A 12730-nucleotide genomic window follows, 5' to 3' on the forward strand; every position below is an offset into this window, starting at 1 on the left:
TTCTGCAGTGGCGTTTCCCGGGATGAGTCCGTCACCCGTGCCGGGAAGCGCACTCCACTCCCGTGCCTGTGCCGTGGTGACGGCCGCGTCGTGCCTTGCTCACGTGTGGCTTGCGGCCGGAAACCACCATGCGGCCTGGCTCAACGCCCTGATGCTCGCCATGGTTGCGGTCTGCCTGCCGTGCGTCCCGCACCTGTGGCGCCGCAGCAGTGTTGCGGCCCTCCGCCGCATCATGGCCTCCGGAGCCGGCATGGCGGCGGTCCACACGTTCCTGCTGCTGGCATCGGGCCGGTCAGCCCACAGTCACGCTGCGGCCGCACCGGCGGCGGGTGGGCCGGACAGTTCCGCTGCCGCAGCCCTGCTGGTGATCATCGCTTTGGAATTGGCGACGGCGCTCCTCGCCGCTGCGCTGGTGGCGCGGTTACGGCAACGCACCCACCCGGTCGAGCAACAACCGGAGCGCGAACGGACATTTAAGGCCCTGCCCGGCGGAAAACCTGGGGGCTTAAGTGTCCGTTCGCGCTAGGTGCCGAACAGGCCGATGACCAGGGCCATGACCAGATAGGTCACGAGTTCATGGGCACAATTCAGCGCGGTGAGTCCGGCGGGCCGGCCCTCGAACGCGTCGTGCGTGATGAAGCGGGCGGCGGTGAATCCTGCCCAGAGTATGACGGCGGTGATCACCGAGTTGGCCAGGAAGCTGCCCCCGTAGAATTCCTGGGCGATGGCAACCGAACCGGCCAGAACGAGGGCACTGACGAAGCTGACAACGAGCGTGATGAGGATCGGCTTGATGGCATCCTTTCCTTCGCCGCTCGGCGTGACCTTGGCCGTGCGCATCCAGTAGTTGCCGAAGACCTTGGGCGTGTACCAGATCGATCCCACGACCATGGTGGACAGCGTTGCCACCAAAACCGCCCAGATGTTGATTTCAGGAACCATGTTCTACTCCTCAATCAGTGCTCGTTGACCGGCTTCCATATCCAGGGCTCAATCGTCCATCTTCAGGGCGCCAAATGGCGGTAGCCGGAGCCGAAATGGACCAGCGGGTCGGGCGCCTCTGCCGGGGAGGTGCCGCTACCCATGGCGAGTACCTCGCCCACCACGAGCAGGTGCGTGGCGGCCCGGTGGACGGAGACTGTGCGCATCTCGAAGTAGGCGAGCGCGCCGTCGAGGACCGCCGAACCGGTTGCCGGGCCGCGCCGGAACGGGACCTGGGCGAGCAGTCCCTGCAGCGGTGTCCCCGGGCTGGCCAGCCAGTTGGCCGCACCCTGGTGCCTGCCGGACAGCAGGCTTAGCGCCCAGGTGCCCGCTTCCTCAACAGCCTCGCCGATGCGTGATTCCGCGTAAAGACTCACCAGCATCGTCGGCGGGTCGTAGGAGACGGAGAGGAAGCCGGTGACCGTGGCTGCGTAGTCGCGGTTGCGCAGCGAAGTGGAAACCACAGCCACTCCTGCAGCGATGTCGGCGCTCAGCCGGCGGTACAGATCGATGTCTGCGTCCGACGGCACTCCGGCCAGGAGGTGGGCGTCCAGGCTTCCGGGGGTCTCCATACGGGACATCGTGCCACAGGGACGCTGCCCTACGACTGTGGCGCATCTAACGCAATGGGGACCCAGCATATGTAAGGCAATATGCCGCCGTCGTTAATCTTCCGTTCACCTTGGACCCCATTACCCGTTACCTCAGGCCCCTACCTTGAATGAAGTTCGACAACGCACGCATCCCTCATTCGGACGTCTCCGGTCCGGATCGCATCAGAAAACCCTGGAAGGGGTACACCCAGTGAAGGCACTCCGCTTCGGCCGCCACGCGGCAATCGCTGTTATCGCCGCTGGCGCACTCGCGCTCACCGCCTGTGGTTCCGACAACGCCACGAACTCCCCGGCAGGCACGCAGTCCGCCGCCGGCACCAAAGTCACCGGAACCCTGACGGGCATCGGCTCCTCCGCGCAGGGCGCAGCCATGGACGTATGGAAGACCAACTTCGCCGCCGCGAACCAGGGCGCCACCGTGCAGTACTCCCCGGACGGCTCCGGCGCAGGCCGCAAGGCCATCCTGGATGGCTCCGCCCAGTTCGCCGGGTCCGACGCCTACCTGAAGGACGAGGAACTCACCGCGTCCAAGAAGGTCTGCGGCCCCGAGGGCGCCATCGACATCCCGGTCTACATCTCGCCGATCGCCATCGCGTTCAACGTGCCGGAGGTGACTGACCTCAAGCTGGACGCCACCACCGCAGCCAAGATCTTCCGCGGCGAGATCGCCAAGTGGAACGACCCCGCCATCGCCGCCCTGAACCCGGACGCCAAGCTTCCGGACCTCAAGGTCACCCCGGTGAGCCGTTCCGACGACTCCGGCACCACGAAGAACTTCACCGAGTACCTCGCTGCTGCGGCCCCCGAGGTCTGGAAGGACAAGGCCGACGGCGTATGGCCCGCCTCCCTCAAGGGCGAGAACGCCAAGGGCACCTCCGGCGTTGTTAAGACCGTCACCGACACCCCGGGTGCCGTGACCTACGCAGATGACTCCGCAGTCGGCGGCAAGCTGGGCACCGCCCAGATCAAGGTCGGATCCGAGTTCGTCAAGATCTCCCCGGAAGCCGCCTCCAAGGCCGTCGACGCCGGCAAGTCCGTCACGGGCCGCGCCGAAAACGACAGCGCCATCGACCTGGACCGCACCACCACCGAATCGGGCGCCTACCCCGTGGTCCTGGTCTCCTACCACGTCGTCTGCAGCGCCTACGACAAGCAGGAAACTGTTGACCTGGTCAAGGCCTTCGAGAAGTACGTTGTCTCCGAAGAGGGCCAGAAGGCCGCCGCTGAGTCCGCGAAGTCGGCTCCGCTGTCCGCCGCCCTGACCGAAAAGGCCACCAAGGCCATCGAGTCCATCAAGGTCAAGTCGTAAGGTTTGAACTGAGCGCCGCAGTTCCCCGTCCTGCCGCAAGGCAGGGCGGGGAACTTAGCCGTGTAAACCGCAGACTCTCCACGTTCCGCACCACAGCAACATCAACACCGAAGGGCCAGGTATGACCGCCACCTCCCTGACAAGTTCCCGAGGCGCCGGACGCGCCGGGGATAAAGTCTTTTCCGGAGCAACCCTGGCAGCGGGGTGCCTGATCCTGGCCGTGCTGTTCGGCGTTGCACTCTTCCTCGTCATCCAGGCCATTCCGGCATTCACCGCCCCGGCAGCGGACATCCAAGGCGGCGAGGGTTTCTTCGCCTACATCTGGCCTATCGTCATCGGCACACTGATCGCCGCGATCATCGCCCTCGTGATCGCCACGCCGGTGGCCATCGGCGTCGCCCTGTTCATCTCCCACTACGCGCCGCGCAGGCTGGCCTCCGGCCTCGGCTACGTGATCGACCTCCTCGCCGCCATACCGTCGGTCATCTATGGTGCGTGGGGCGCCGCATTCCTGGCCCACCAGATTTCGCCCGCGTACGCCTGGCTGGCCGAGAACATGGCCTGGCTGCCCATCTTTCAGGGACCGGCCTCCGCCACCGGCAAGACCATCCTGACCGCCGGAATCGTCCTGTCCGTCATGGTGCTGCCGATCATCACCTCCCTGTCCCGCGAGATCTTCCTGCAGACCCCCAAACTGCACGAGGAGGCCGCGCTTGCCCTGGGCGCCACCCGGTGGGAAATGATCAAGATGTCCGTCCTGCCGTTCGCGCGCCCGGGCATTATCAGCGCCGTCATGCTGGGCCTTGGCCGCGCACTCGGCGAGACCATGGCCGTTGCCCTGGTGCTCTCCTCCGGCGCCCTCACCGCCAGCCTGATCCAGTCGGGCAACCAGACCATCGCCGCCGAAATCGCGCTCAACTTCCCGGAAGCGAGCGGCCTGAAGGTGAGCACCCTGATCGCCGCGGGCCTGATCCTGTTCGTGATCACCCTCGCCGTGAACATGGTTGCCCGGTGGATCATCAGCCGGCACAAAGAATTCTCGGGAGCAAACTAAATGACCTCCACTCTGACCCCGGTCCGCAAGCGGTCCGCACTCACCAAGGGCCAACTGCCCAAGTACGCCGCGTACGTCGTCCTGGCTGTGGCACTGGTCCTCGGCGCGGCCATTCTGGCACTGATCGGCTTCAACGCCTTTGGCTGGGGTGTTGTCTCCGCCATCCTCTTCGCTGCCGGCCTGGTGGGCTGGAGCGCTGCCGTTGAAGGCTCACGCAAGGCCAAGGACAAGCTGGCCACCTGCCTGGTGGTGGGATCCTTCCTCATCGCCCTGCTGCCGCTGATCTCCGTCATCTGGACCGTCATGGTTAATGGCATCCCGGGCCTCATTACGCCGGGGTTCCTCGGCAAGTCCATGAACGGCGTCACCGGCGTCTACGACAACAGGGCTGCCGAGGAGGGTGCGCCCGTTCTGGGCGGCATCTACCACGCGCTGCTCGGCACGGTGGAGATCACCCTGCTCGCCACGGTCATCTCGGTGCCCGTCGGCCTGCTGACGGCCATCTACCTCGTGGAATACGGCAACGACCGTCCGGTGGCCCGCGCCATCACCTTCTTCGTGGACGTTATGACCGGCATCCCGTCCATCGTGGCCGGTCTCTTTGCCGCGGCCTTCTTCTTCGCCGTGGTGGGCCCGGGCACCAAGACCGGCGCCGTGGCCGCCGTCGCGCTTTCCGTGCTGATGATCCCGGTGGTGGTCCGCTCCAGCGAGGAAATGCTGAAGATCGTTCCCAACGAACTCCGCGAGGCCGCCTACGCCTTGGGCGTCCGCAAGTGGCGGACCATCATCAAGGTGGTCATTCCGACGGCGATCTCCGGCATTGCGTCCGGGGTCACCCTCGCGATCGCCCGCGTGATCGGCGAGACTGCGCCGATTCTGGTCACCGCCGGTTTTGCCACCAGCATCAACACCAACGTGTTCAGCGGCTGGATGGCATCGCTGCCGACCTTCATCTACACGCAGATCCTGAACCCCACGTCGCCGTCCAATCCGGACCCGTCCTCGCAGCGGGCCTGGGGCGCAGCGCTGGTGCTCATCGTCCTGGTGATGCTGCTGAACCTCGGTGCGCGCCTGATCGCCAGGGTCTTCGCCCCGAAGGCCGGACGCTAGGCGCCGGCCCCGCTCCCCGGACGTTTCGGATCGAACCGCCGGGATCTAGACTTCAATCCATACCAGCAAGTTAAGGAACATCATGTCCAAGCGCATCGACGTCAAAGACCTGAACGTCTACTACGGCAATTTCCTGGCCGTCGAGGATGTCAGCATCAACATCGAAGCCAAGTCCGTCACGGCGTTCATCGGCCCCTCCGGCTGCGGCAAGTCCACCTTCTTGCGGACCCTTAACCGCATGCATGAGGTCCTGCCGGGCGCCCGCGTTGAGGGTGAAGTCCTGCTCGACGGCGACAATCTCTATGGCCCCGGCGTGGACCCGGTCACCGTGCGCTCCCAGATCGGCATGGTGTTCCAGCGGCCCAACCCGTTCCCCACCATGTCCATCCGCGACAACGTGCTGGCCGGCGTGAAGCTGAACAACCAGAAGATCTCCAAGGGCGAAGCCGATGCCCTGGTGGAACGCTCCCTGCAGGGCGCCAACCTCTGGAACGAGGTCAAGGACCGGCTGGAGAAGCCGGGCTCCGGCCTGTCCGGCGGCCAGCAGCAGCGCCTCTGCATCGCCCGTGCCATCGCCGTGGAACCCCAGGTGATCCTCATGGACGAGCCCTGCTCCGCCCTGGATCCGATCTCCACCCTGGCCGTTGAGGACCTCATCAACGAGCTCAAGGACCAGTACACCGTGGTTATCGTGACCCACAACATGCAGCAGGCGGCGCGTGTTTCGGACAGGACGGCGTTCTTCAACATCGCCGGTACCGGCAAGCCGGGCAAGCTCATCGAGTTCGCCGAAACCAGCACCATTTTCAACAATCCGAGCAACAAGGCCACGGAAGACTACGTCTCCGGCCGTTTCGGATAGTCCCCACCGCCGCCCTGGCCTCGCAAGCTCGGCCAGGGAACCCTGGCGGCGTGGGCCCACCCACCGTTGACGGCTCCGTAACTGCCCTGACAGGGCAGTTACGGAGCATGTTTGTTTAAACCCGGATTCAGGTCCTGGCCAGCGGGGAGAGCGCCAGCGCGAGCACGAAGGCTCCCGCGGCGGTGGCGGCAGGCGTCAGGACCCACAGCGACAGGATCCGGGCCACGAGCTTGCGGTGGGTTCCGGACACGTGCTGGTTCTCGCCGGCTCCAAGCACCCCGGACGTGACGGTATGCGTGGTGGAAATAGGCCAGTGCAGGCCGATCGCACCGATGAAGAGAAGGGCCGCGCTGAAGGCCTGCGCCACCACTCCGCGGAGGGGGTCAACCCGGATAAGCCGGTACGCCATGGTGTGTGAAATGCGCCAGCCGCCGCACAGCGTTCCCACCGTGATCATGACGGCCGAGAGCATCGCCACCCACAGCGGGATGGAGCCGCCGTCGGTGTACCCCGCCGCCAGGACAGCCAGCAGGAGGACAGCACCGATGCGCTGGCCGTCCTGGAGTCCGTGGCCGAAGGCGACCGCGCCGGCAGTGATCGACTGCGCAGCCCGGAAACGCCGGTTGATCTCATTCGGCTGGGCGTAGCGGGCAGCCCATGTCACGGGGTACACGAGCAGGTACGCGCCGATGAACGCTATGACAGGGGAGAGCGCCAGGGGAAGGACCACCTGGAACAGCAGAGACTGGTCCACCCCGCCCACGGCGTTGCCTCCCACCAGGACGCTAGCAGTACCCGCTCCGGCGAGGCCGCCCACCAGCGCGTGCGTGGAGGATGAGGGGATGCCCTTCCACCACAGGAGCAGGCCCCAGATGCAGGCACTGGCCAGGCCGGCCACGAGGATGGTAAGCCCGCTGTCCCCGACGGGCAGGGTCACCCAGTTCTGGCTGACCGCCACGGCAAAGCCGGAGCTGAGGAGCGCGCCGGTGAAGTTGAAGACGGCGGCCAGCAGCACCGCCACGGTGGGCGTCAGGGCGCGGGTCCGGACAGCGAGGGCCACAGAGTTGGAGACGTCCCTGAACCCGTTGATGAAGGCGAACGCTGCGGCAAGAACCACTACCAGGGCGAAAATGAGGGGTGTCACCTCATGATTCCTTGACGATGATGCTGCCTACCTGGGTGGCGATGCGGCGCATGTCCTTGGTAACGTCCACGAGTTGGTTGGCAACGTCCCGGTTCCGGGCGTACTGCGTCGCCTTCATTTCCTTGAGCATGTCCGCGACCCAGATCCGGTGCGTCCGTTCGGCCCTCTTGGCCAGGCGCACGGTCTCGATCCAGTAGTCCTCAAGGTCGTCAAGGTTGTTCAGCCGCCGCATGGCATCGGCGGTGAGCTCGGCCTGGCGGCTGATAATCTCCAGCTGGTCTGCTGCCCGTTTCGGCAGCCTGTCCAGCTTGTACAGCGCCACCAACTCGGCGGCGGCGTCCAGCTTCTCAACCGCTTCATTAAGGCAGAGGGACAGCCCGTACATGTCCTCGCGCGGGAGCGGATTGACGAAACTGGTCCGCATGTGGGTGAGCAGGGCGAAGTGCAGTTCACCGGACTTGGCCTCGTGGTTGTGCATGTCCTCCACCAGCCGGTCGTGTTCGGCGGCAGGCGCGCCCAGGATTTCCGCCATGGTGGCGCTGGCGAGAACGATCTGGCGGGCCAGCTGCGACAGCAGGTTCAGCCCCGCGGGCTCCTGGGGAAAAAGGCGCAGCTTCATTAGTACCGGTCTCCGGAGATCGTCAGGACTGGAAAGGGCGGTCCACGTGACTTGACGTGGGGCCCGGCAACTAGTCAGTACTTTACCGGCCCGCGTGTTCGGGCATGAAAATGGTGCCGAACCGGATACGCCTCTCGGCGGTAGGCCGCTCTAGGCGGCTAAATGTTGAAGCCCGGGGGTTTCGCGGTTCGGCACCAGTTTCAGTGTTCTACTTTGGCTGGACCAAGTCAACATTGACAGATCCGGCCCGATGGGTCAGTCCAGTTCGCCCAGCCGCCAGGCGTTGGCGGCGTGCTCGAGGTCCTCGGCGGTCTTCACCAGCAGGTGCGAGTTGCGCGTCAGCTTGCGTGCATGGACCTCGTTGCTGTGGTCGGCGCCGTCGGCTAGCGTGGCCTGTCCGAGCGCCACAACACGGCAAAAGGCCGCTGAACGCTCGAGCGCGACGTCGAAATCGCCGTCGAACGCTCCGGACAAAATGGCGTCCGCCATGGCCTTCATTTCGTCGGCCCCGGGCGGCTCTGCGGCTCCGGCCACGACGTTCGAAACCTGTGCAGTGTCTTTGCCCGCCTTGAAGTAGACGGAGATGCGCTCGGGGTCCTGGACTGTTGCAGCGCGGAGGGCGTAGAGCCGCCACAGGGCGCCCGGCAGTGAGCGCGCCGGGCTTTCGGCCCACATCTCCGCGATGGCCTCGAGGCCCTGCTCGTCGGCGAGTTTGACGAGGCGCTTGGTGACGACGGGGTCGTCGCTGTCGCGTCCGTGGCGCACCAGCGCCTGGGCGGCCAGGTGTGCCGCTTCTGAGACCCGTGCCGGGTCCGCACCGCCCGCGAAGGGCTCAAAGTCAATGGGCGCAAAAGGCTTCGGTTTGTGGTGCCGTTCCGCCCCGCCCGGACCGTTGGTTCCTGCTTTGTCGCTCATGCTCCCCACGCTACTCCTGTGACGTGCGGTAATCGAGCACGGGGATTTGGCGCTCTGGCGGGCCAGTGGGCCCCTTTTCAGGGCCATGAATCAAGCGGACGACGGCGGCAGCGCGCCACGTAAGTCACATGCCCAGGTCTGGGGTACAGTATTAACGTCCAGAAATGGACTGGAACTGACGTGCGTCTTTCACGTTTTACGTGTGCGGTGCGCAGTCAGTTTGGGCCTTTAGCTCAGTTGGTAGAGCATCGGACTTTTAATCCGTGGGTCGTGGGTTCGAGCCCCACAGGGCCCACTCTTTTAGCGAAGAGTGGAAAGTCCCCGGCTTCCTGGCAACAGGAGGCCGGGGACTTTTTGTTTGCCGAGGTGGTGCCTCGGGCGCGTGGTCTGTTCGTGGTTGCCCGGCGGTTCGCGCAGAATAGCCCCATGACAAAAAGCAATGCGCGGCTGCCGCGGCTTGAGGATGTGGCGGAACGCGCCGGGGTGTCGCACCAGACAGTCTCCCGCGTGATCAACAACCACCCCAACGTCAGCAAGGCCACGCGGGAGAGGGTCGAAGCCGCGATCGCCGAGCTAGGGTATCGCCGCAATGCGGTGGCGCGGAGCCTGGTCACGCGGCGCTCCCAGACCATTGGCGTCCTTGCCAGCGAGCTCTCTCAATACGGTCCGGCCAACACGCTGCTGGGCGTGGAGCAGGCGGCCCGGGATGCCGGCTACTTCGTCAGCATCGCTGCCCTGAAGTCGGTGAGCCGAGAAGCGATTTTCGACGCGCTCAGGCACTTTCTGGACCAGGCCGTCGACGGCATCGTGGTCAGCGTGCCGCACTCCGAAACCCTGCTTGCCCTCACGGAGCTGAAGCCTGGTGTTCCCGTCGTGGCCGTGGGGTCGCTCGGGAATGACGCTGTGAGCGGCGCGATGGTGGACCAGCACCGCGGGGCGGAGCTTGCCGTTCGACACCTGATAGATCAGGGGCACCGCAGGATCGGACATGTCGCCGGACCCCAGGACTGGATCGACGGCACCGCGAGGGCCGAGGGCTGGAGTGAAACACTGCGCGCCGCCGGCCTGGACGACGATCTGCTCGTCGAGGGCGATTGGAGCGCCGGCAGCGGTTATGAGATCGGCAGGAAGCTCGCCGAGGAACGGTCCGCCACGGCAATTTTCGTGGGCAACGACCAGATGGCGCTCGGCCTGCTGCGCGCCTTCCATGAAGCCGGAGTCCGCGTGCCCGACGACGTCTCCGTGGTGGGCTTCGACGACCAGCCTGAATCGGGCTACTTCACCCCGCCCCTCACGACGGTCCGCCAGGACTTCGAGGAACTCGGCCGGCGCTGCATGGATCTCATGCTCGCCGCCGTCGGGGACGGAGAAGGCGCCCGGACAACGGTTGTCGAGCCAAAGCTCGTGGTGCGGGCCAGCACCTCGGGTCCCGCCTGAACCGCCGCATCTGCCGGAGTGCCCGCCTGCCCGCCGGATGCCCGTGCCCGCCCGTGCCTTAGCTGCTAAGCTGATTGTTAGCGCTAACGTGAGGAGGGGGCATGCCAATATCTGAGATCAGGCGTCCTCCCGTCATGGAGGACGTGGCGAAGCTTGCCGGCGTTTCACACCAGACTGTCTCGCGGGTCCTCAATGCGCACCCGAACGTCAGCCCCCTGACCCGCGAACGCGTCGAAAAGGCCATCGCGGAACTGGGCTACCGCCGGAACACCGCAGCGCGCAGCCTGGTGACGCGCCGGTCCCAGACGATCGGCGTCCTGGGCAGCGACATGTCCCACTACGGTCCGGCCAACACGCTCCTCGGCGTGCAGCAGGCGGCACGGGATAAGGGCTACTTCGTCAGCGTAGCCAGCCTCGGTGAAGTCACGCCGGCGGCGATAAAAGACGGCCTCGAATACTTCATGATGCAGTCGGTGGACGGCATCGTGGTGATTGTGCCGCACGAGGCCATGTTCGAATCACTGAGCACCATCAGCATGGCCATCCCGCTGGTTGCTGTGGGCTTCGGCGTCGACGAGCGGCTGAGTGTCGCCGCGGTAAACCAGCGGATGGGCGCCAGCCTGGCAGTGCAGCATCTGGTGGATCTTGGCCACACAGCCATCGCCCACGTCGCCGGCCCGCCGGACTGGATCGACGCCGCCGCCCGCGTTGACGGCTGGCGCCGTACTCTCGCCCAGGCGGGACTGGACGATTCCATGCTGATCCAGGGGGACTGGAGCGCCGAAAGCGGATACCGTGCCGGGCTGGAACTCGCTGCCGCCGGCAAGGCCACCGCTCTGTTCGCTGCCAATGACCAGATGGCACTGGGGGCCCTGCGCGCCTTCAGCGAAGCCGGCCTGCGCGTCCCGCAGGACGTCAGCCTCGTTGGATACGACGACCAACCCGAGGCCGCCTACCTCGTGCCGCCCCTGACCACCGTCAACCAGGGATTCCAGGAACTTGGGGCCCGGTGCATGCAAATGCTTCTCTTCGACATGGCCAACGGCCATTCAGGCGCCTCTTCTGTCGTCAATCCGAGGCTTGTGGTTCGCTGCTCAACTGCGGCGCCGAACGCCGGCCGCTGACCCGGGTTCGCCCGCCTGAAGACGGCACACGCAGGGCCCGGCAGCGGGGACGCTTACCGGGCCCTGGGGGGAATGCTGACGCAGCCGTGCGCCTACGAACTCAGGAAGAACGTGGCCGCAGCCCTGTCATTCTTGCCGGCCTTGGCCACGGCCAGGACGCCCTGCCGGAGCAGCAGATAGCAGCCGGGCAGATCGACCGACTCGAAGGACGTTCCTGCGGGATCCGACAGGCCGCCCCGCTGGATGAACGCCGACGACGAACCCTCCGTGGGCGCGACCGCGACGGTGGAACCCTGGATCCGAAGGTAGCGGCCCTTGGCCAGGACCGGCTCGATGACCACGGAATTCTTCTTGGCGTAGCCCGTGGCGATGCGGAACTGGGATGCCCCCAGGGCGGGGGAGGACGCGGCGGCGATGGTGGTGCCGTCATGGGCCAGGTACGTGCCCGGGGCGGCGGCAGGTTCAAACCGCACGGGAAGCTCTCCGTCCCCCACGGGAACACCGAAGTTCGGCGTGCCGTCCGCGTTCCAGTGCAGCCGCTGGACGCGGGCGTGCCGGTTGGGGTCATAGAGCGGGTCTCCGATGATGGTGCGGTAGGACCGGGCGTGGTAGACCAGCACGTCGTTGCCCGCTTCGTCCACCGTGAAGGAGTTGTGCCCCGGGCCGTACTGCTTTGAACCCTCGGACGTGACGAGGACCGGGGTGGGTGTCTTCGTCCACGATGCCGGGTTGAGCAGGTCGGAGCCTGCGTCGGCCGTGAGGAGTCCCATGCAGTAGTTGGCGTCGGTTGCGCTGGCCGAGAAGGTCACGAAGATGCGGCCGTTCCGCTTGATGACGGCGGCACCTTCGTTGACCTTGAACCCGCGGGTCTCCCAGTCCATCGTCGGAACGGCAATGCGGACCGGGGCGCTGGAAAGTGTGGACGGCGAGGACATTGAGGCGATGTAGAGGCTGGAGTTCACGCCGGTGTCGCTCTGCGCCCAGATCAGGTACCGGGTGCCGGCGTGCTCGAAAGTGGTGGCGTCCAGGGAGAACGTGTCGGCATGGGTGTGCACCCGGACAGGCGGTTCCCAGACGGCGGTGGCCGGGTCCGCCGCCGGCGTCGAAATGACGTAGATCCGCACCCGGAAGACATCGTTGCTGTCGCCGGCGGCGAAGTAGATGTGCCATTTGCCGTCGAAGTGGTGCAGCTCAGGTGCCCAGATGTGGCCTCCCATTGTTCCGGAGGCGGGGCGCGTCCAGACCACTGCTTCCTGGGAGCTGCCCAGCCCGGAGATCGTGGCGGAGGAGCGCACCACGATCCGGTCGTATTCGGGAACAGAGCCGGTGAAGTAGTACTTGCCGTCCGTGTGCTTCATGAGCCACGGGTCGGCACGTTGCGGAACGACGGGGTTGATGAGCGGCGCTGAACCGGAGGCGGCGGCAGGCTGTGCCGCCACCATGGATCCGGCGCCGGTGGCTGCCAGTATTGCGGTGGCAGCCGCGGCGGTTCCCGAGCCGAGGAACGAGCGGCGCGAAAACTGCGGGTTGAGGGGGACATTCATGCTGAAGGCGTCCTTTC

At 65.9% G+C, this 12730-nt stretch carries 13 protein-coding genes and 1 tRNA gene; 8 read left to right on the forward strand and 6 right to left on the reverse strand.

Translation table 11 applies throughout. From position 1 onward, the window contains the following. Positions 1-22 precede the first annotated feature (22 nt). On the forward strand, positions 23-526 hold the full coding sequence (locus AC3A3W_RS18815) for a hypothetical protein (protein ID WP_487444537.1): 504 nt from the start codon (positions 23-25) through the stop codon (positions 524-526). Here AC3A3W_RS18815 and AC3A3W_RS18820 read toward each other — a convergent pair. Together AC3A3W_RS18820 and AC3A3W_RS18825 are read right to left on the reverse strand one after the other, a co-directional pair. Beyond that, a complete protein-coding gene (locus tag AC3A3W_RS18820) occupies positions 523-942 on the reverse strand; it encodes a DUF1761 domain-containing protein (RefSeq protein ID WP_487444539.1) in 420 nt (139 codons plus the stop codon). The genes AC3A3W_RS18815 and AC3A3W_RS18820 overlap by 4 nt on opposite strands. A 62-nt stretch (positions 943-1004) precedes the next feature. Continuing rightward, a complete protein-coding gene (locus AC3A3W_RS18825; RefSeq protein WP_487444541.1) occupies positions 1005-1553 on the reverse strand; it encodes a flavin reductase family protein in 549 nt (182 codons plus the stop codon). A gap of 232 nt (positions 1554-1785) precedes the next feature. Between AC3A3W_RS18825 and pstS the strand changes: the two genes are divergently transcribed. From pstS to pstB, 4 genes are all read left to right on the forward strand, one after another. Further along, a complete protein-coding gene (gene pstS / locus AC3A3W_RS18830) occupies positions 1786-2904 on the forward strand; it encodes a phosphate ABC transporter substrate-binding protein PstS (RefSeq protein ID WP_487444542.1) in 1119 nt (372 codons plus the stop codon). 121 nt (positions 2905-3025) lie between these two features. Further along, positions 3026-3958 (forward strand): phosphate ABC transporter permease subunit PstC, encoded by a 933-nt coding sequence (gene pstC / locus AC3A3W_RS18835; protein WP_487444544.1) that lies wholly within the window; start codon positions 3026-3028, stop codon positions 3956-3958. Continuing rightward, positions 3959-5068 (forward strand): phosphate ABC transporter permease PstA, encoded by a 1110-nt coding sequence (gene pstA, locus AC3A3W_RS18840; protein ID WP_487444545.1) that lies wholly within the window; start codon positions 3959-3961, stop codon positions 5066-5068. Positions 5069-5150: 82 nt separating this feature from the next. Next, a complete protein-coding gene (gene pstB / locus AC3A3W_RS18845; RefSeq protein WP_205655225.1) occupies positions 5151-5930 on the forward strand; it encodes a phosphate ABC transporter ATP-binding protein PstB in 780 nt (259 codons plus the stop codon). Between the two features lie 127 nt (positions 5931-6057). Here the strand turns inward: pstB and AC3A3W_RS18850 are convergent, their stop codons facing one another. The 3 genes from AC3A3W_RS18850 to AC3A3W_RS18860 form a co-directional block, all read right to left on the reverse strand. Next, positions 6058-7074, reverse strand: coding sequence for an anion permease (locus tag AC3A3W_RS18850; protein ID WP_487444547.1), 1017 nt, complete (start codon positions 7072-7074; stop codon positions 6058-6060). Position 7075: 1 nt separating this feature from the next. Then, complete coding sequence (locus AC3A3W_RS18855; protein WP_487444549.1) at positions 7076-7693, reverse strand: DUF47 domain-containing protein; 618 nt, start codon at positions 7691-7693, stop codon at positions 7076-7078. Between the two features lie 255 nt (positions 7694-7948). Beyond that, positions 7949-8608 (reverse strand): hypothetical protein, encoded by a 660-nt coding sequence (locus AC3A3W_RS18860; protein WP_487444550.1) that lies wholly within the window; start codon positions 8606-8608, stop codon positions 7949-7951. Between the two features lie 222 nt (positions 8609-8830). Here AC3A3W_RS18860 and AC3A3W_RS18865 point away from each other — a divergent pair. The 3 genes from AC3A3W_RS18865 to AC3A3W_RS18875 all read left to right on the forward strand — a co-directional run bounded on the left by AC3A3W_RS18865 (position 8831) and on the right by AC3A3W_RS18875 (position 11169). Then, positions 8831-8903 (forward strand) — tRNA-Lys (locus AC3A3W_RS18865). 131 nt (positions 8904-9034) lie between these two features. Next, the gene (locus tag AC3A3W_RS18870; protein WP_487444552.1) at positions 9035-10045 is read left to right on the forward strand and encodes a LacI family DNA-binding transcriptional regulator; all 1011 of its coding nucleotides are present in this window, start codon (positions 9035-9037) and stop codon (positions 10043-10045) included. Positions 10046-10146: 101 nt separating this feature from the next. Continuing rightward, positions 10147-11169: a LacI family DNA-binding transcriptional regulator gene (locus AC3A3W_RS18875; RefSeq protein WP_487444554.1), complete on the forward strand. Its 1023-nt coding sequence runs from the start codon at positions 10147-10149 to the stop codon at positions 11167-11169. A gap of 92 nt (positions 11170-11261) precedes the next feature. Here the strand turns inward: AC3A3W_RS18875 and AC3A3W_RS18880 are convergent, their stop codons facing one another. Further along, positions 11262-12713 carry a family 43 glycosylhydrolase gene (locus tag AC3A3W_RS18880; protein ID WP_487444555.1) on the reverse strand — a complete coding sequence of 484 codons (1452 nt, stop codon included), beginning with the start codon at positions 12711-12713 and terminating at the stop codon, positions 11262-11264. Positions 12714-12730 lie beyond the last annotated feature (17 nt).

It is taken from the genome of Arthrobacter sp. Soil_N43 (assembly GCF_057655195.1).